Genomic DNA, 18,743 nt, shown 5'->3' on the forward strand with positions numbered 1-18,743 from the left:
GACGAATCGCTAGCCGAATAAATTGGCCATCCCCCCAAAAAAATGCAGAAGTCTGAACCAAAGACCAGCAAGCCTTCCATCGGTGTACAGGACGTGCTTTTTGTGCTATTTAAGCACAAATGGTTGATATTGATATGTAGTGCTTTGGGGTTCGCCGCCGCCGCCGCGGTATTCGTAACCCGGAAACCTCTATACCAGTCAAACGGGAAGATTCTGGTCAACTACGTCCTCCAGCGGGGCGGAGTCGATGCTCGAGAGAACGAAATTGAAACCGGTGGTCGGTCGGGTGATCAAGTTATTAATACCGAGCTTGAGATATTACGAAGTGGTGATCTGGCGGAAGACGTAGCAAAAGCAGTCGGACTCGATCGGCTCGTCCCCAAAGGAAGAGGGCCAGCTAATCTGGCGGATGCCGCGAGTGTAGTGTTGGGTGGTTTGGAAGTTGCGCCGGTTTCCCGGGGAAGCAATGTGGTCCTAATCACTTACAGGAACCCAGATCCTCAGCTGGCCCGGGATGTTCTGCAGCAGGTGATGATGCTGTATCCAAACAAGCACCTGGAAATTCATCGATCGGTTGGCGCTTTTGAGTCAGTGGCGCGGCAGACGGAGAATGCGCGCGATCGTCTGGAAAAGACAGAAAAGGAACTTAATCAGCTCAAGGCTGACTCTGGAATTGTCTCGATTCGTGAAGAGTCAACTTCATATGCAACGCAACGTGACAAGATCGAACAAGATTTGATGACCTCCGAGGCTGAGCGGGATGCATTGCGTACAACCGTGGCAGCCCTGAAGCTTAGGATTGGGGGGGGGGCAGAGCCGGGGAGTGAGGAGGAAAAAAATCGAGAGGTTGAAAAACCTCTCTCATCGTTGCCAACCCAGCAGGCGACACCCGAGGACATAGTAATCTATCAGGGGCTGACGGATAAACTCACTGACCTCCGGAAGCGGGGTAATGAACTGTCGTCAAAATACGCGGATGGTCACTTTCTGATCATAAAGAACGAAGAGGAGGTTTCGAAGGTCGAAGCCGAAAGACTTGCACTGATTGAACGAAAGCCGAGCTTGGTTCTGGCGCCGGCTGGAGAGAACGGTGCAAATGTGTCCCTAGATCCCAGATCGGAATTGGAACGGCATGAGGTTGCCCTCGGTGAGGTCGAGGCAAAGATTTCCCGCTATCAGGCGAATTTGTCGGATTTGGAAATTCGGTTCAGGAGAATTACGGCGATCGAACCAAAGATGACGGAGCTTGAGCGACGCAAAGAGATGGAAGATGCCGATTACCGGTTGCTGGCTTCCAAGCTCAAAAAAGCGAAGATCGATCATGATCTAGACCCTACCAAGCTATCGAACCTGCCGGTCGTGCAACATCCCTCGGTGCCCGAGAGGACGTTTGGTGATCTCACCAAAAAAATTATCCTCGGATTGGCTGGCGCGGGAGTCGCGGTCGGCTTTGGATTAGCATTTCTCCTCGAACTGGTTGTGGACCGGAGAATCAAACGCCCTGCTGAAATCGAGACCCGCTTGCAGGTTCCTCTGATGCTCTCGATTCCATTCGTGAAACCGAAGAACCGAGGTGTACTGCTAATTTCTCGAGAAGAGATGAATGCTGCGATTGCTGAGGGAACGAAAACTCTACCTGCATTGCGGGAAACTGTAGGCGGAGGCGGATTCCACGGGAGAACGGATCATTTCATCCACCCATATTCGGAAGCCATCAGAGATAGAATTGTCTTCAATTTTCAGATCAACAACATGACTCACAAGCCGAAGATGATGGCTGTGACCGGGCTGTCTGCTGGTTCGGGTACGTCGACTATTGCGGCTGGTCTTGCAAAGGCCTTTTCGGAAGTGAACGGCGCGAAGGTGCTGCTCGTCGACTTGAGTTCCGATCAATTGGAGGAGAATCCGATGTTCGGCGGTAAGCCGCTGCATTCCCTGGCGGGGGCTCTTCAGACTGCTCGGAACACGCGGTTCAAGGAAGGGACCCAGAACCTCTATTTGGCGAGCGTGGGTGCTCGGAAGGGAGATGGGGGAAGCAATAACTTTGGGCCGATGCATCTGTACGAGATGCTCCCGCACTTTCGAGCAAGTGAATTTGATTACGTCATATTCGACATGCCTCCGATGGATCAGACGAGCCCCACGATCGCCATGGCTGGACTTATGGACAAGGTGTTGCTGGTGGTCGATGGCGAGAATACCAACCGTGACACACTGAAGTGGGGATACTCTGAGCTCATCAAGGGGAGGGCTGATGTTTCGTGTGTCTTCAACAAAGCGAAGTCGCATGCTCCCCGTTGGGTTTCGGGGGAAGTCTAGGTCATCGGAAGCAATGTTGGGGCCCTATAAATCAGAACACCCAAAGCTATACACTCGGCGTGTCGAAGGTTTCAATATCAGCTTATGAGGCGATGGCCGCCGGATCTCCCGGGCTTCTGGCGCGTGGCTACTTTTGGTTGAAACCATGCCTTCCACGTCGGCTGCGATTCGCTCTGCGTAAGAGCTTGGCACATCGAATCGCGAGGAAGAGTCGCTGTTCATGGCCCATCAATGAGGCTGCCGGTGATGCTCCTCAGGGTTGGCAGGGCTGGCCCGGGTCGAAAGAATTCGCATTCGTTCTCACCCACGATGTTGAATCGAGCGCCGGTATCGGAAAGGCATTGGATCTCGCGAAGTTGGAACAGTCGCTGGGTCTGAGGTCATCGTTCAATTTCATCCCGGAAGGGACATATGAAGATCCAGTTTTCCTGCGTGAATGGTTGGATGCTCACAATTTCGAGATTGGTGTTCACGATTTGAATCACGACGGTCATTTGTATAGCTCAAAGCAGGGCTTTGAGATCAAGTCGAAAAGGATTAATCACTACCTCGGGCAATGGGGCGCGGTTGGTTTTCGGTCTGCATTCATGCTTCGACAGTTGGATTGGATCCACGAGCTCGATGTTCTATACGATGCATCGACATTCGATACCGATCCATTTGAGCCACAGCCGAATGGAGCTCACACGATCTTCCCGTTTTTGGTGAAAAGTGAAAGTTCCGGTTCTGGTGATGGCTATGTGGAGCTGCCATATACACTCCCGCAGGACTCGACCTTGTTTCTTCTGCTGGGTGAGCAATCGATCGAGGTTTGGAAATCTAAGTTGGAATGGATAGCCAAGCGAGGCGGTTTGGCGCTCATCAACATCCATCCGGACTATATCGACTTCTCCGGGTCTGGTTCTCCCACCACCTACCCGGTAAACCACGTTCGGGAGTTTCTGCAACACCTCTGTGATAGCTACCAAGGCAGGTTTTGGAACCCCTTGGCCAGGGAGATTTCCGCTTGGTTTCGCAAGGAGGGTTGCAAATTGCAAGATTCTGCGGAACCTGCTTGTTAGCGTCGAGGTTTATTGGTAGAAAGCCAAACGAGGATCTTCCACAAGAGTCTCACCCCCCCATCCCCCCCCAAAAAATGATTCGATTGAGGCACAAAGTGCTCATTCATAGTTTTCGTCTGCTCGACCAGATCGTCCTCGTCGCTTCGGCAGCGCTGATAATCTATTTCCGTCCGGAAATAACCCTGCGTGGTGGGCCGCCTGTGAGTCCAGGTAATTATCGGATTGCCGATACCATCGGGGTTCTTGCGTTGGCGCTGGGCTGGGTTGGAATTTTTGCCTACTGCATTCGATACAAAGCAGATCGATTTGTTGCGCTGACAGCACAGTTGAGAGATCTCGTTAAGGCTACGACGCTGGCCTCTTTTTGGCTGGTGATCGTTAGCGGGTTGTTCTCGGTCAAGAGCATCAACACTGTTAATGTTGTCCTCTTCTGGACCGCCGTTACGAGTGCCGGAGTGGTCAGCAGGCTGCTTTTGCGGGTAATGTTGATGAGTGCCCGGCGGTCGGGGTACAATTACCGGTTTCTCCTCGTGATTGGTGCGAATGAACGTGCCCGGGAAGTGGTAGCCAAGATCGATGCGAAGCCCGAACTCGGTTATAAAATTGTAGGTTTCGTTGCCGAGAATTCTGAAGAGGCTGAGTGCTTCTTGGCGGGTGAGGATGCCCGAGGAGACGTTCTCGGTTCGATCGATGACTTGCAAGCAATACTCAAGAGTGAACGGGTTGATGAGATGATCGTCTGCCTCCCGGTGGAATCGCGTTTCAGCGACATCGTCAAGGTCGTCCAGCATGCCCGAGATCTTGGCGTTGTTGTCCGATTGATGCCAGATCTCCAAGATGGTTCGTTGTTCAAGTCATTGCATTTGGAGGAGTTCGATGGGGAGCATGTCCTTACTTTGTTCCGAGAGCAGATGCTCCTCCAACTGTTGGCGAAGCGAGTCGTTGATGCAGGTCTGTCACTGATCGCTTTGATTGTTCTCTTCCCGTTGCTTCTGGTCGTTGCGATAGCCATCAAGGCTACCAGCCCTGGTCCTGCTTTGTTCGCGCAGGATCGCGTTGGTATGAATCAGCGACGATTCAAAATCTACAAATTCCGTTCGATGGTTATTGATGCCGAAGAAAGAAAAAAGGAGCTTCAGCACTTGAACGAATTGGATGGTCCGGCATTTAAGATCGAGAACGACCCGCGCATCACACGGATCGGCCGATTCATTAGGAAGACGAGTATCGACGAATTGCCGCAACTCTTCAATGTTCTTCACGGGGAGATGAGTCTCGTCGGTCCGCGCCCTCCATTACCGGACGAGGTGAAACGATATGAATGGCTTTTCCGAAAGCGGCTTTCCGTAAAGCCAGGGATAACGTGTGTCTGGCAGATCAGTGGAAGAAGTAGTACCACGTTCGAGCAGTGGATGAAGATGGATAATGAATATATCGAAAACTGGTCTATTTGGCTCGATTTCAAGATTTTGGCAAAAACCATTCCAGCTGTCTTGTTGGGACGTGGTGCTTCCTAATTTCCAACTGAATGTCTCCACGATCTCCAAAAGTGCTCGCAATCGCCTCTGGCGGGGGGCACTGGGTTCAGCTGCTGCGCCTCCGACCCGCATTTGAGGGTTGTGAAGTGATCTACGCCACCGCCAAAGAAGGGTATAAATCCGATGTCGGGGACGCGAAATTCCGGGTGATCGTTGATGCCAATCGTTCGAACAAGCTGGGGCTTCTGCGATCCGCCTGGAGTATTTTCATGTTGTTGAGGCAAGAAGATCCCGATGTTGTGATCTCCACGGGGGCAGCTCCTGGATTTTTTGCCCTGAAAATTGGACGCATGATGGGGATCCGTACCATCTGGGTGGATAGCATTGCGAATGCAGAGGAGCTTTCGATGTCCGGAGACAAGGCTGGTTCGTGTGCGGATCTTTGGCTTACGCAATGGCCGCATCTGGCGCGCAAAAATGGCCCTTCCTGTATTGGAAACGTCTTATGATCTTCGTGACTGTTGGAACCGATCAGCCTTTTGATCGGATGCTCAAGGTTATTGATAAATGGGCGTTGGAGTCCGGGCGAACCGATGTCTTCGCCCAGATCGGCGATGGAGCTTGGGAGCCGCAGCACATCCCATTCGTCGAATTTCTCGAACCATCCGAATTCAAGCGGCGCTTCGCAGAGGCTGATCTAGTCATTGGACATGCGGGTATGGGGACCATACTTTCCGCGCTTCTCCATGGGAAGCCGATCCTGGTGGTTCCAAAGAAAGCTAGTCTCGGCGAGCACCGCAATGAGCATCAGACGGCAACCGCCAGAAGAATGATGGCGTTGGGTAACGTGGATGTGGCCTTCGACGAAGCCGAGCTTCGAGAGAGGCTGGATCATGTGGACGAGCTTCGGGCTAAGTCTCCAATCGCAGATCACGCTTCCGGCAGTCTGGTTGATGGTATCCGGAGTTTCATTTTTGACGGCCAAGGTTCTGAGCGATGAGCCAACTCTTCAAAAAAGTGTTGAACGCAGTCAGGTCGTTTGCTGATCCTCGCACTTATTTACATGTCCTTCGACTCTTTCATTATTGTGGGTATAGCCATGTTCGCGAGAAAAGAAAGATCGTTATGGGGAAGGGGACTGGAATTTCTCCAAACGTCTCTCTCCGGAACGGTGAACGAATTGTGATAGGTCGAGACTGTCATATTGGCGAGAGGTGCTACTTGTGGGCCGGCGACTCGACCGGACGCATTATCATTGGTGATTACGTGTCGCTTGCCCCGGAAGTCTTTGTCACCGCTTCAGACTACAGGTTCGAGACCGGCAAGCCCTTCCGGCAGCAGCCGAAGAACGAACGCGATATCCGCATCGGCACTGATGTATGGCTTGGCGCACGCGTGGTGGTCACCGCTGGCGTTACGATCGGTGACGGTTGTATTGTTGGTGCGGGCGCCGTGGTAACGAAAGATCTTCCCGCCGAATCCATCGCGGCAGGAGTACCCGCAAGGGTCATTGGAAACCGAGCACCCACTCAAGCTGTACCCCCCCATGAAAGCTGACGTAGCCATTGTCATCGTGTCCTACAATTCGGAGGACCACATCGGAGCATGCCTCGAAAGTGTTTTCACGCAGAGGAAGGACGTAAATCAACAGGTCATCGTCGTCGACAACGACTCCCGTGATGGCACTGTCGAGCTAATCCGGCGGGAGTTTCCGCAAGTCGAACTGGTTGTCCCAGGAACGAATCTGGGATTTGCTGCTGGGGTGAATCTCGGAGTGAAGCATGCTGATGCCGAATTTGTGCTCCTTTTGAATCCTGATACGGTGATCCTCGATTCTGCGGTGGATGTGGTAGTTGATTTCGCCCGGAGGAATCCCGGCCACGGGCTTTATGGCGGTCGAACACTCAGGCCGGACGGCAGCTTGGAACCTTCTTCCTGCTGGGGTCTTCCGACCCTCTGGAGCATGACACTATTTGCATTCGGTCTCACCACGCTTGCTCCTCGCAACCGATGGCTGGACCCGGAATCGTTGGGTAGCTGGCAGCGTGATACCGTCAGAGAGGTTGGTGTCATAACAGGCTGCTTCCTTTTGAGCCCATTGAAGGTTTGGTCCGAACTCGGGGGGTTGGACGAGCGCTTCTTTATGTATGGCGAGGACGCTGACTTGGCGATGCGTGCGCACCGGGCTGGCTACAAGCCGGTAATCTGTCCCGATGCGCGGTTGGTCCATGAAGTCGGTGCGTGTTCTGACACTCCCGTTCACAAAACGATGCTTCTGTACCGTGGCAAAGCCAGCTTGGTAAGGATGCATTGGAAGGGCGTTCCCCAGGCAATGGGTTTGTTCTTCTTGGCGACGGGGACAGGGCTGCGTGCGGCTCTCAGCAGGATAAAACGGAGGAATGATGCCAGCGATAGCGCCGGTAGGTGGCAGACGCTATGGCAACAGAGAAGCAAGTGGATCTGTGGTTACGGAAGCACCGGCGAATCTGCCGCATGATTCGATGTCAGACTGAATGTCCCTGACTATTCGTTCGATATGATTAGTGTGATCATACCAAGCTATAATCGGCGCGATTGCGTTTTGGCTTTGCTTTCTGACGTATTCGCGCAGCAGGATGTGGACATCGAAGTGATCGTGGTCGACGACTGCTCTCCAGACGACAGCGCCGAAGCGATTCGGGATCGGTTTCCGCAAGTGATTTTGCTCGAGAATGCGAAGAACGGCGGTCCCGCTGTATCTCGTAACCGAGGAATTCGGCACGCGAAGGGAGAGATTATTGTAGGCCTGGATAGTGATGTAACCCTCCCGGACAAATATCTTTTATCGAAGGTTCAGCAGCGCTTTGTCGAAGAGCCATCTGTGTGTGGCTTGGCATTTCGATTATTGATGCCAAACGGAGTAGCTGAGGATGTGCTGAGGTGGTGGCATCCCGTGCCTGTTGAAGAATATGCCGACAAGAGGTTTCTGACTTCGTATTTCAGCGGTACTGCATACGCGTTTCGAAAAGCTTCGGTGGTGGATGCTGGGATGTATCCCGAGGTTCTGTACATGCATTATGAAGAGGTTGAGCTCGCTTATCGTATTCTTGATGCAGGTGGCTCCATTCTGCATTGCCCGGATCTAGTAGCTCTCCATCATGCGAACGAAGTTTCTCGGAGAAGTGAGGTTTCGGTTTTCTATAAGCCCCGCAACCAAGTGTTGTTAGCCGTTTCATGCCTGCCCGGCTTTCGGGCGGTCCATTATTTGGTTCCCAGACTGTGCTATCAGTTTGCAAAGGCGTGCAGCGGCGGACATTTGAAGGACTTTTTCCGGGCAATGCAGTCGGCCAAGGATTTGCTTCCAGATTTGATTTCCAGTCGTAAGCCCTTGCGGAGGGAGACCCTGGCGCGGATTGGTAAACTGAAGCATGGATTGGCTCCTTGAAGATTGTCGCTCCCTATTCTTCCTCCGCCGCTGTCCTCCAATTTGATGAGATTCCTGTTTGTCGGGGTGCAAATTCTGTTCGAAGGCGAAATTTGGGGCTGCTTCCCAAGATTGACGTTTCTGGAGGGGAGTTGTAACCCGCGCTAATAGAGTCGATTGTGTCGGGATCAAACAGTTAGGCTGGTCTGACCAATTGCGCCTTGCTAACAGGTCCGAAAACCGGATTCTAAGGTGCATTAGATTTAAAAAAAAACGAGACTGTCAAATTTTTCTAGAATTCAGGTCTTTCCATTTCGACCCGGCTTCTGCGGGGAAACACCGCTTAGTAAATGCTCGAATTGAAGGACGGTTGGAAAGCTGTTCCCTACCGAGTGCTCTTTTTCGCCCGGTCGGCGCCCCCTAAGGCCTGGTGAGCTTCTCGGAAAAAATCACCGATATTGTTCATGAGACTTAAATTTTTCAAACTCGCCATTTCGCTCCTTGCTCTACCTCTGGCTGGGCAAGCCAAACCAAATCGGATCGCTTCGTTCGGAGCGAATGGGACCCATTGGCCAGAACTCATCCCCACGCCGTTCATGTACGACGAGAATGTGGCGAACACGATTCAAGTGGCGTGCAGCTGGTCGGCCATTGAGACTGCCCTGAAGGGGGTTACTGACGCCCAAGCGAATAGTGGCACCTTGATTCTAATTGCGCCGGGTAACCTCACCGGGAATGGAAACAGCAGCGGGAGCAAACCGGTGCTGGAGAATCTTGGTTCGGTCAGTTGGAACCAGCGCGTAACAATTGCTCCTCGAGATGGGTATGGTACCGTGAAGCTTCTTGGAGGCGTTCGCTTCCTGAAAGTTCATGGTGTCTGCTTTGCCGGCTTCCAAGAGGATGGCAATGACGGTATCAAGATGCAGGGGTGTCGCCGTTCAGCGTTAGCTTGGACCAAGTGTACGGGACATTTGGGTCTATATGGGACCGATGGATTCGTGACCGAAGGAATGGAGATTGTCGAGGTCGTCCAACCGAATCACTACGTCAAAAACGGAGATTCAGCAGATTATTACGCAGGTGGGGGCGGATTCTCGGATTGGCGTTTTGACGGTTGCTACCATGCTCCGCGCTTTTTCGAGTACCCCTATACGGGCAGCAAGCCTCATACCGATACGGTGCAGTTCGCCGCCGCTGGTGGTGGTAGCTACGACACCATGGTGTTCCGCGACAGCGCATTCTTCGCATCCAACAACTGCTCGATTCAGACAGGCAATGTCGACGGTCTCGCCCTCGAGCATTGCTATGTAGTTTCGGGGGAAGTGTCCCTTTCGAGGTATCCTCACTTGCCGGGTGGATCGACTGAGGCCACAACCAATGCCTTCAATGGTTCCGGCCGTGGTTTCGAGGCGAAGGATTCGATTTTCATCGGGGGTATGGCGATTAACACCTCTGACGCCGCACGGCCGTGGCGCTCGGTGATCAATACAAAGGTTGACCGTTCATATGGATCCTCAAACCAGCCTCTGTCGGGTCAGTGGACGGTGGATACTTCATTGAACGCAACGAATTCAGGGATGCCTCCCTATCCGACAGATGCATATTTGAGCACAATCTGGGCGAAGCCAGGAGCAACGTCCGATGTCTCGGTTCCGGTCTTGGCTCCCCGGGGGGGCACCTACGGGTCGCCACAGCTTGTGACGATGACTTGTTCCACCGCAGGCGCCTCAATTTATTACACGACAAACGGAAGCACACCGACCATTTCGTCGACCAAGTACACGGGCCCGGTCACGGTGTCCGCCTCGGCCACGATCAGAGCTTTCGCTACCGCTCCCGATTTGGACGCTTCGTCCGTCCAAACCGAGGATTACTTCATCGTGAATCAGGTGTCGGCTCCGGTGATTTCCCCCCAAGGAGGGCAATTCAGCAGTGCGCAAAGTGTCACGATTACCTGTCCGACTGCAGGAGCAACGATCTACTATACGTTGAATGGTAGTACGCCGACTTCAAGCTCCACTGTATACAGTGGGCCAATTCTAGTTTCGTCGACGTCGACGTTGAAAGCTGTTGGTGTCAAAGTTGGAAGCGAGAACAGTCCTGTGGCGTCAGCGCAGTTCGGAATTGGTAACTCTTATGCGGCTAGCGAAGCGTGGACCAACGTGAGTATCCCTACGCAAACCGGAGCGTTCACGATCAGTTGGAATGCGATGCCTGATGCCAATCAGATCGACGGAGTGATGGGATTGTCCTTGGGGGCAGCGTCTGGATACGATGATCTGGCCTGTATTGTTCGGTTTGCCAGCAGCGGCTTCATCGATGTCCGGAATGGAGGCAGCTACCAAGCGCTTGCCACAGTGCCGTATGGCGCCGGGACCATGTATCATTTCGAACTTAGCGTCGATCTCGCGGCCAAAAAATACTCCGTCAAAGTCACTCCAAACGGGGGTAGCGCCGTTCAGATCGCCCAGAATTACAGTTTCAGGACCCAACAGTCCACTGTCAGTTCTCTCGACCATCTCGGATTGGTGTCATTGGGAAGTGGTTCCCACATTGTCTCGGACATTGTGATCGGGACGACACCTCCACCGTCAGCACCGCAGGGATTGAGGATTACCTCCGCACCTTGACCCGGCTCCTGACGTAGTAGTCGCCAAAGGCGACCGCGCGCAGTTTTCAGGTGGCACCTTGTGGATGCTCGGTGCCACTTCGAATGCCAGAGTTCCGCCTTTTCGGCCAGACTTCCCCGGACGAGGGTTATATCCCCAACGGCATTGCTGGCACTTCCCCCCCAAGCCCGTGATTCCCCCCGTAAGAGTTCTTTACAGTTTCCCCCACAAAATCGGTGGTGGACGTATTTGCACAACCGCTTGGCAGCAAGTTGAAGGTGCCTCCCGTGCTGGAGCCAAGATGGCCGTGTTCACAGGTTCCCAAGCACGCCCGCTCAATGGGGAGGTGTCGGTGAAAACCACCTTGTCGCTGGGCAAGGTGAGGGTGCCTTACCGCTTGATCGGTCGTGATCTCGCATGCTCATGGCACGACCTTGTGACCTCCCGCTGGCTAGCGCTTCATCATCGGGAGGTTGATGTGGTCCATGCTTGGCCGTTGTCGTCCTTGCGGACCACCCGTGTCGCAAAGCAGTACGGTATCCCGGTGGTACTCGAGCGGCCGAATGCCCACACGGCATTCGCCTACGCGGAGGTTGAGCGAGAGAACAAGGAAGTCGGAATTTCTCTTCCCGAAGATCATGATCACCAGTTCAGTCAGAAAAGACTCGAACTCGAAGAGCGGGAGTACGATGAAGCTGACTACCTGCTATGTCCGTCGGATTTCGTTGCGCGGACGTTCATGGATCGCGGATATCCCGAATCGAAGCTCGTCAGGCATCAGTATGGATTCGATCGTTCAAGGTTCTCGTCTCATCAGGCCAACGGGGCAGAGCATGACGGGCTGGTGATGATCTATGCGGGAGTGGTGGAGCCGAGGAAAGGGTTACATCATGCGCTCAAGGCTTGGCTTGCATCGGGAGCCCACGAAAAGGGCACGTTCATGGTTTGCGGTGAGTTTATCCCTGGCTATGCGGAGCTCTTGCAGCCGATGCTCTCTCATCCCAGCGTAAAGGTGATGGGACATCGAACCGATCTTCCCGATCTGATGTCCCAGAGCGATGTGTTCGTGCTGTCGTCCGTTGAAGAAGGCAGTGCGCTGGTTACCTACGAGGCCAGGGGATCGGGTTGTGTTTTGTTGGTGTCTGACTCTTCTGGAGCCGTCTGCGAGCACATGGGGAATGGTTTGATTCATCCTACCCGTGACGTGGATGCCCTGACCAACCACATCAGGCTTCTGGACCGGGATCGCGCCCTGTTGGCTCGCCTTAGGGCCGCTTCGACCGCTGACCTCGAGCAATTGACGTGGGACGAAGCGGGACGAAAACTCGCGGAAGTGTATCGAGATGTCCTCGACCGCGGTTGCTGATTCGACCGGGAAGAACCTCACCCCCCTCATTCCCGTGAATCCCCTCGGCTTCCTGTTCTTTATTGTGACGGCCATCGCTCTGATGTCCGTGCCCCGAAGGTGGGCGCCCATCCCGCTGTTGCTCGGGGTCCTCTATATCACACACGGCCAGGCATTCAACATCGGCGTGAATCTTCCGGTTTTCCGCCTGCTCCTCGTTGTTGGTTTGTTTCGGATCCTGGTGAAGGGGGAGGGAATCTCCGGCGGGGTGAATCTCATCGACAAGTTGATGGTGGCGTTTTGCTGCTGGCTGTTTCTTGCCAGCTTCTTCCACGAAAAGGGCGCTGACGGGGCAGGTCCGATTTTCATCACGGGAAAAATCGCGGAGATCGGGATATGCTACCTGCTAGTGCGCTGTTTTTGCCATGATCTGGACGACTTCTTTTCGATTCTCGGGGTCATTGCTTTTCTCCTGGTGCCGATCGCCATCGAGATGATCCAGGAGAAATTCACCGGGAAGAACCTGTTCTCAGCCACCTTTGGCGGGGTGGTGGATGCTGTCGTTGAGCGTGACGGACGGCTGCGCGCGCGTGGGCCGTTCCGGCACGCCATCCTCGCTGGAACCGTCGGGGCTGCGCTGGTTCCGCTGATGATCGCGATGTGGCGACGGGATCCAACGGCAGCCAAAATAGGTCTGTTGGCGTGTTTAACCATGGTAGCTACCTGTGCATCCAGCGGTCCGGTTCTCAGCCTTGGATTTGGATTGGGGGCGGTTTTCTTATGGAAGTTCCGGCAATTCATGGGTTGGCTGCGCTGGGGTATGGTTGCGGGCTATCTTGCCCTCGAGATGACGATGAATCGCCCCGCCTACTACATCATCGGGGAAATGAGCGTGGTAGGTGGGAGCACCGGATGGCACCGGTCGCACCTGATCGACTCTTCCATCAAGTATTTTTCCGACTGGTGGCTTTTCGGGACTGACTACACCCGGAGCTGGATGCCCACCGGGGTCACCTGGAGCAAGGATCACACGGACATCACCAACTACTTCCTCGCCTTCGGTGTCATGGGCGGATTTCTGGCGATGATCCTGATGATCGCGATGATCTGGGTCGCATTCAAGTGGGTGGGGAATGTGATCGAAGCCAATCCAGAAATGGAACAGGGTGACCGCTTCATGATCTGGTGCATGGGGGCCAGTTTATTCTCGCACGTTGGAACGAGCGTCTCGGTGGCTTACTACGATCAGTCATACGTCTTTTTCTGGTTCAGCATCGCCACCATCAGTTCGATGCATTTTTTGATGGAAGCCCGACCACAGCATGAAACCGGGGGCCAGCCCGACCCTGGTTCGCCTCACCCGGGTTTTCCGTCGTGGAATTGAATTGTTCCCTCCTTCCATGATTCACGCGAAGTCAATGGCCGTGGACGATCGTCTGATCCGGACGACCAGTGTCGGTGATCCGTCTCCTGCCGCGATCTTGGATTCGACGAAGAGCCAGCGCTTTTTCCATCTCGACGCTCTGCGTGCGAGTTTGATGTTTTGGGGAATTCTGGTTCACGTCAGCACTGTTGCGAAGGTGCCGTTTTTCAGGATGTGCGCGGAGATCTCGGGACTGGTCAGGATGGAGGCATTCTTCGTCATTTCTGGATTTCTCGCATACATGTTGCTGAAGAAATACGGCGCGCGCCGTACCTTGAAAAAGCGACTGGTGGCGATTGGCGTGCCTTTTGTAACGGCGCTGGTGCTACTCAATCCGGTCACGAACTGGTTGGTCTACAGCTACCACAACCATTCGATTTCGTTCCGCGATTTCCTTTCGGGGGAGTTCGCCGAACCGGTGGTCGGACCGGTCAACTGGCACTTGCATCTCTGGTTCCTAGTCGCTCTTTTCGTCTACACCATACTTGCTCCGCTGATCGAACGAGGGGTCGATACGGTCGTTAAGATGTTTGGTCCGAAGGAAACTGTCCGCTCATGCGAGGTAGCCTTCCTGACGATGGCTGTGGTGGTGACGGCCGGGTGCATCGTGGCGCGAGTGGCGTTTGAATATGCTTTCGAACCGCTTTTGCCTTCGTGGCTCGATTTTGTGACACGCTCAGTCGGCAATTATTTGCCGTTCTACGTTTTGGGAATGTTGCTGTTCGCGTCGACCCCACTTCGTCGCGTCTTTTCGTCGGCTCACTGGGTGCAGACGGTAGTTTCGTGCGTGATGCTGTATGCCGCCCATCATTTGCCAGCGTCGGTGCCGAACTTGGTGGTGGAGACCCTGGTTTTGTCCGCACAAACTTACGCCGCCTTCTGTTTGTCGAGTCTGCTGATCTGGCTGGCTGAGAAGTGGGTCGGTTCCGAGAGCAGGACCGCGAGGTTTCTTTCGGAGTCCGCTTACACCGTGTATCTCTTCCACTTTGTCGTCATCTACATGATTGCATTCGCCTTGAGAGGTTGGATCGGAAACGACTTCCTGAGGCTCTCAGTGATTTCGCTGGCAACGTTCATTTCGACGCTAGGCATCCAATGCCTCGTTATCCGTCGTATTCCGCTGTTGGAGCTATTGTTCAACGGAAGAATCCCGAAGCGCCCCCGATGAGAGAGGATGCAATATTGGAGCCAAGTGCCGCAGTTGGGTCCGCAAGCCTGAGGCGATCCGTTGCGCGAAGCGTTTCGATGAAGAAGATCCTGTTCATTGCCTATCACTTCCCTCCTGCAGGTGGGGGAGGGGTTCAGAGGTCGCTGAAGTTCGTCAAGTATCTCCCTGAGTTCGGGTATCTTCCAACCGTATTGACCATTGAGGCGCCGGATGACCGGCGTTGGACGCCGAAGGATCAAGCGATGCTCGACGAGGTGCCGGAAAGTGTGCGGATTCACCGGGTTTCGATCCCAGATGAGGTACATGTGCCGAGCAAGATTGAGCGGGCATTTCGCGAGCTGTTCGGCCTACGGAGTCGATTCGGGAAAATCTGGAAGGATCGCGTTGTCGAAGAGGGAACGAAGATGGCCGGTGCGGAGCGATTTGATTTTATTTTTGTGAGCATGTCGCCCTTCGATGGTGCGGACGCAGCTGCAGAAATCTCCCGTCGTACCGGGATCCCTTGGGTCGCAGACCTGAGGGACCCGTGGGCCTTGGATGAATTCCAGCTTCATCGTACCCGATGGCATCGGGAACTCGAGAGGTCCCAGATGAAGAAGTCGCTCGAGAGCGCGCGGTTGATCATCATGAACACTCCGGAGTCCGCCCGGCGTGTGAGGTCGATCTTCCCGGAATTTGGATTCGACCGGGTGGTGCACCTGACGAACGGTTACGATGCCAGCGACTTCGAGGGCGACGTCGAGCCGATCGGACGGGACTATTTCAACATCGTTCATTCGGGCTACTTTCATGCCGAGTCGGGACTGGGAGAGCGTGGACGCAAGTGGCAGTACCGATTCTTGGGTCGGTCGGTTCCAGGAGTGGAGCGGCTTTCACGATCCCACTACTATCTACTACAGGCGCTCGAACGGTGGCTGTTGGAGGCCCCCGACATTTCCTCGGAGGTTCGCATTCACTGTGTAGGTGTCCTGTCGGCGACCGACCGTCGGCTGATCGAAGAATCTCCAGCCAAGAGCTTGTTCCACTGTTCGGGATACCTGAGCCACGCAGAGTGTTTGCGGTTTGTGAGAGACGCAGACCTCCTGTTTCTCCCGATGCATACCCTTCCGCCCGGGATGAAGGCCGGAATTGTCCCGGGGAAAACTTACGAATACATGGCCGCAGGTCGTCCGATTCTCGCCACGCTCCCGGATAGTGACGCTCGCGATTTTGTGGAGTGCGCTGGCAGTGCAACCGTCGTGCCCCCGGGTGATGTCACGCAACTGATGGCGTCGTTGAAGAAGTGTCATGAAAGGTGGAGATCTGGAGAGGGCAACTGCGATTGGAATTCAGACTACGTCCGCAAGTTCGAGAGGAAGAACCTCACTTCAGAGCTGGCAAACTACCTTGATCAGGTGAGCTGAAAGATTGAGGTCTCCCCCCATATTGAATGCAGGCAGAGAGCGTCATTGAGGAGTCCGGAAAAGCCGGGAAGAATCTTCGCGATCCTTTCGCAGCTCCGGATGTTTCGGGGAATTTGCGGCGCAGTTCGGTCCGGGGTGCGTCACTGATGTCGTTTTCGAGGATCATGGGGATGGGATTACGCTTCCTTTCCACCGGGATCCTCGCACGGCTGATTTCGCGGGACGACTTCGGTCTGTTTGCGATGACGGCAGTCATCACGGGCTTCCTTTCGATATTCATGGATGTTGGGTTGTCACAGGCGACCATCCAGAGGCCTGAAATCAATCACCGACAGATTTCCACCCTGTTCTGGATCAACGTTGGCCTGGGGGTTTTCATCACGGCGGTTTTCGCTGCGTCTGCTCCGTTGGTCGCGGCTTTTTATCACCAGCCGGCACTCGTAGGCATGATCCCGGTGCTTTCATTGAGCTTCCTTTTCGGCAGTCTGGGGCTCCAGCACTTGGCTCTCTTGACCCGCAACATGCGCTATCCCCTGCTCGCGGGAATTGAAATCTTTTCCATGGCGGCCGGGGTGATTACCGCCGTGTGGATGGCGCGTGCGGGTTTTGGCTACTGGGCGCTGGTAGGGATGGCGGTCGCGCCGGCGGTTGCGAAGTCGACGGCTGCATGGATAGCGCTGCGCTGGACACCCGGGCTTCCGTCCCGCCGGACGGGGGTGCGCGGGATGCTGAAGTTTGGTGGAGATATCCTAGGCTTCAACATCGTGAATTACTTTTCGCGTCAGACCGATACGATCCTGGTGGCCAAGTTCTGCGGGGCTGCGCCGGTTGCCGCGTATGAAAAGGCGTACAGCCTGCTGCTGATGCCGGTGGGACAGATCAACGGTCCGCTTGGAGCGGTAACGATTCCCGCGTTGTCGCGCTTGCAGGAGGACCCGGAAAGATACCGTCGCTACTTCCTCAATGCCATTTTGCTCGTGTGCTCGCTGAGCATGCCGGTCATCGCGGGAATCACCCTCTTCGCCGATCAGGTGGTTCTGGTCTGGTTGGGCCGCGATTGGGCGTCATCGGCGGAGTTGTTCCGCTTGCTTGCGATTGCGGCGCTGATTGGCGGAATCTCCAATCCAGCCGGCTGGGTGCTGATTTCTCTGGGGATGACCAAGCGCTACCGCTTGTTGGGGCTTGCGAACTCCGCGGTGATTGTCGCGGCATTTGTGATTGGCCTGCTCGTTGGTCCGAAGGAGCCGGGCCAATTTGGTTCGATGCGTGGTGTCGCCATCGGCTATTCGACGGCCATGCTGCTGAATTTTGTTCCCTATTGGGCATGGGCGCTGAAGAGAACTCCGGTTGATCTGAGGTCGGTCCTTTCCACGATGGTAACACCAGCGCTCGCCTGTGTCCCCGCCTCCGCGGCTGCAATCGGCTTGTTGTCCATGGCGGGAGGCAGGATCGATGCCTGGCTTCCAGTGATTTCAGCCATGGTTGTATTTGGGTTGGTTTACGCCGGTGTTCTTTTGATCGGCTTCAAAAAGCTGGATTTCTTCCGGAAAATCGCTGGTGAACTCCGCCCGCGGTGATCCGTCCCCTCAACTTCCCGACTAGCCATGATCATCGTCATCCCAACTTGCCAACGCGGAGAACTTTTGGAGCGTACGCTCCAGTGCCTGGTCGACGGGGACATGCCCGACTGTGTGAAGCGCGTAATTGTCGTCGAGAACGGCAAGAAGGAAGGAGCCGAAGCGAAATGCGAGCGGTTTCTTGATCGTCTGCCCTTGGCATACCGCTACACACCGGTTGGAAGCAAGAGTGCCGCCCTCAATCTTGCCTTGGAAGAGTGCGATGGGGAGTTCGTCGTGTTTTTTGACGATGACGTGAGAATTGCCCCGGGATGTGTACGCGCCTACGCAGATGCAGCTGAGGGCAAGAAAGGGGGCGAGTTCTATGCCGGCAAATGCTTGGTCGACTACGAGGTTGAGCCGCCAGAGTGGCTGAAGCATTATCTGCCCTTTTCCGCGAAGGGGTGGAGCTACGGGGAGAGCAAGTGTGAGTTGCCGGAGCCGCTTGCTCTTGGCTTCAATTGGGCTGCTTTTGCCGATGACCTCAAGAAAGCCGGGTCTTTCAATGCAGAGATTGGGCCGGGTCGTCTGATCTCGGTGGGGGAGGAAACCGATTTGCAGCGAATTATGCTCTCGTCGGGGATCAGGGGAGTTTTTCTGCCTGATGCCGTGGTTTGGCATCACGTTCCCGCAGAGCGTTGCTCGTTCGCCTGGACCTTGGAACGAAACCGCCGGATGGGCCTTCTGGTAGGGAGAAAGCTCGCCGGGGCGCCCGCACCGAAGCGGCTCGGCAAGTCGGCTATGGCAATGGGAAAAGTCTTGGGGTTGGGCGTATTGGTGCGACTAGGCAAGTCGTTCCTCAGCGATGCCAAACGCTTTCATTATATGCAGCGACGCTATTGGAATCTTGGTATTCTCCAGGGACAACAACCAACCGCCCGAACGGACTGATCGTGACCGGGCCCCAAGAGGTAGAAA

General features: G+C 54.7%; 15 protein-coding genes. All 15 read left to right on the forward strand.

Annotation, left to right across the window (positions count from 1 at the left end; all coding sequences use genetic code 11):
- The first annotated feature begins 42 nt into the window (after nt 1–42).
- The 15 genes from IG178_RS00850 to IG178_RS00920 all read left to right on the forward strand — a co-directional run bounded on the left by IG178_RS00850 (nt 43) and on the right by IG178_RS00920 (nt 18,716).
- Nucleotides 43–2,319, forward strand: coding sequence for a GumC family protein (locus IG178_RS00850; protein ID WP_193210586.1), 2,277 nt, complete (start codon nt 43–45; stop codon nt 2,317–2,319).
- A 59-nt stretch (nt 2,320–2,378) separates the two neighbouring features.
- Nucleotides 2,379–3,380, forward strand: a complete 1,002-nt coding sequence (locus IG178_RS00855; RefSeq protein ID WP_193210587.1) for a polysaccharide deacetylase family protein — start codon at nt 2,379–2,381, stop codon at nt 3,378–3,380.
- Between the two features lie 95 nt (nt 3,381–3,475).
- On the forward strand, nt 3,476–4,897 hold the full coding sequence (locus tag IG178_RS00860) for an exopolysaccharide biosynthesis polyprenyl glycosylphosphotransferase (RefSeq protein WP_193210588.1): 1,422 nt from the start codon (nt 3,476–3,478) through the stop codon (nt 4,895–4,897).
- Between the two features lie 107 nt (nt 4,898–5,004).
- Entirely contained in the window at nt 5,005–5,367 is a 363-nt protein-coding gene (locus IG178_RS00865; RefSeq protein ID WP_425499859.1) for a UDP-N-acetylglucosamine--LPS N-acetylglucosamine transferase, read from the forward strand.
- Nucleotides 5,364–5,858, forward strand: coding sequence for a glycosyltransferase (locus tag IG178_RS00870; protein ID WP_193210590.1), 495 nt, complete (start codon nt 5,364–5,366; stop codon nt 5,856–5,858). The genes IG178_RS00865 and IG178_RS00870 overlap by 4 nt, the downstream gene beginning before the upstream one ends.
- Nucleotides 5,855–6,415 carry an acyltransferase gene (locus IG178_RS00875; RefSeq protein WP_193210591.1) on the forward strand — a complete coding sequence of 187 codons (561 nt, stop codon included), beginning with the start codon at nt 5,855–5,857 and terminating at the stop codon, nt 6,413–6,415. Before IG178_RS00870 ends, IG178_RS00875 begins: the two co-directional genes overlap by 4 nt.
- Entirely contained in the window at nt 6,405–7,355 is a 951-nt protein-coding gene (locus IG178_RS00880; protein WP_193210592.1) for a glycosyltransferase family 2 protein, read from the forward strand. Before IG178_RS00875 ends, IG178_RS00880 begins: the two co-directional genes overlap by 11 nt.
- A 39-nt stretch (nt 7,356–7,394) precedes the next feature.
- Entirely contained in the window at nt 7,395–8,282 is an 888-nt protein-coding gene (locus IG178_RS00885; RefSeq protein WP_193210593.1) for a glycosyltransferase family 2 protein, read from the forward strand.
- 575 nt (nt 8,283–8,857) lie between these two features.
- Complete coding sequence (locus tag IG178_RS00890; RefSeq protein WP_193210594.1) at nt 8,858–10,891, forward strand: chitobiase/beta-hexosaminidase C-terminal domain-containing protein; 2,034 nt, start codon at nt 8,858–8,860, stop codon at nt 10,889–10,891.
- A gap of 169 nt (nt 10,892–11,060) precedes the next feature.
- A complete protein-coding gene (locus tag IG178_RS00895; RefSeq protein ID WP_343225903.1) occupies nt 11,061–12,236 on the forward strand; it encodes a glycosyltransferase family 4 protein in 1,176 nt (391 codons plus the stop codon).
- 34 nt (nt 12,237–12,270) lie between these two features.
- On the forward strand, nt 12,271–13,599 hold the full coding sequence (locus IG178_RS00900) for a hypothetical protein (RefSeq protein ID WP_193210596.1): 1,329 nt from the start codon (nt 12,271–12,273) through the stop codon (nt 13,597–13,599).
- A 16-nt stretch (nt 13,600–13,615) separates the two neighbouring features.
- Nucleotides 13,616–14,806 carry an acyltransferase family protein gene (locus IG178_RS00905; protein WP_193210597.1) on the forward strand — a complete coding sequence of 397 codons (1,191 nt, stop codon included), beginning with the start codon at nt 13,616–13,618 and terminating at the stop codon, nt 14,804–14,806.
- Nucleotides 14,807–14,883: 77 nt separating this feature from the next.
- A complete protein-coding gene (locus IG178_RS00910; protein ID WP_193210598.1) occupies nt 14,884–16,209 on the forward strand; it encodes a glycosyltransferase in 1,326 nt (441 codons plus the stop codon).
- 26 nt (nt 16,210–16,235) lie between these two features.
- On the forward strand, nt 16,236–17,786 hold the full coding sequence (locus IG178_RS00915; RefSeq protein ID WP_193210599.1) for a lipopolysaccharide biosynthesis protein: 1,551 nt from the start codon (nt 16,236–16,238) through the stop codon (nt 17,784–17,786).
- Between the two features lie 27 nt (nt 17,787–17,813).
- A complete protein-coding gene (locus IG178_RS00920) occupies nt 17,814–18,716 on the forward strand; it encodes a glycosyltransferase family 2 protein (RefSeq protein ID WP_193210600.1) in 903 nt (300 codons plus the stop codon).
- Nucleotides 18,717–18,743: the final 27 nt, after the last annotated feature.

This window comes from Neoluteolibacter marinus (genome assembly GCF_014904755.1).
Lineage (GTDB): Bacteria > Verrucomicrobiota > Verrucomicrobiia > Verrucomicrobiales > Akkermansiaceae > Haloferula > Haloferula marina.

Coding starts and splice junctions, on each gene's coding strand:
- IG178_RS00875 (WP_193210591.1), top strand. CDS start 5,855: ATGAGCCAACTCTTCAAAAAAGTGTTGAACGCAGTCAGGTCGTTTGCT.
- IG178_RS00915 (WP_193210599.1), top strand. CDS start 16,236: ATGCAGGCAGAGAGCGTCATTGAGGAGTCCGGAAAAGCCGGGAAGAAT.
- IG178_RS00870 (WP_193210590.1), top strand. CDS start 5,364: ATGATCTTCGTGACTGTTGGAACCGATCAGCCTTTTGATCGGATGCTC.
- IG178_RS00885 (WP_193210593.1), top strand. CDS start 7,395: ATGATTAGTGTGATCATACCAAGCTATAATCGGCGCGATTGCGTTTTG.
- IG178_RS00890 (WP_193210594.1), top strand. CDS start 8,858: ATGTACGACGAGAATGTGGCGAACACGATTCAAGTGGCGTGCAGCTGG.
- IG178_RS00880 (WP_193210592.1), top strand. CDS start 6,405: ATGAAAGCTGACGTAGCCATTGTCATCGTGTCCTACAATTCGGAGGAC.
- IG178_RS00850 (WP_193210586.1), top strand. CDS start 43: ATGCAGAAGTCTGAACCAAAGACCAGCAAGCCTTCCATCGGTGTACAG.
- IG178_RS00905 (WP_193210597.1), top strand. CDS start 13,616: ATGATTCACGCGAAGTCAATGGCCGTGGACGATCGTCTGATCCGGACG.
- IG178_RS00910 (WP_193210598.1), top strand. CDS start 14,884: ATGAAGAAGATCCTGTTCATTGCCTATCACTTCCCTCCTGCAGGTGGG.
- IG178_RS00920 (WP_193210600.1), top strand. CDS start 17,814: ATGATCATCGTCATCCCAACTTGCCAACGCGGAGAACTTTTGGAGCGT.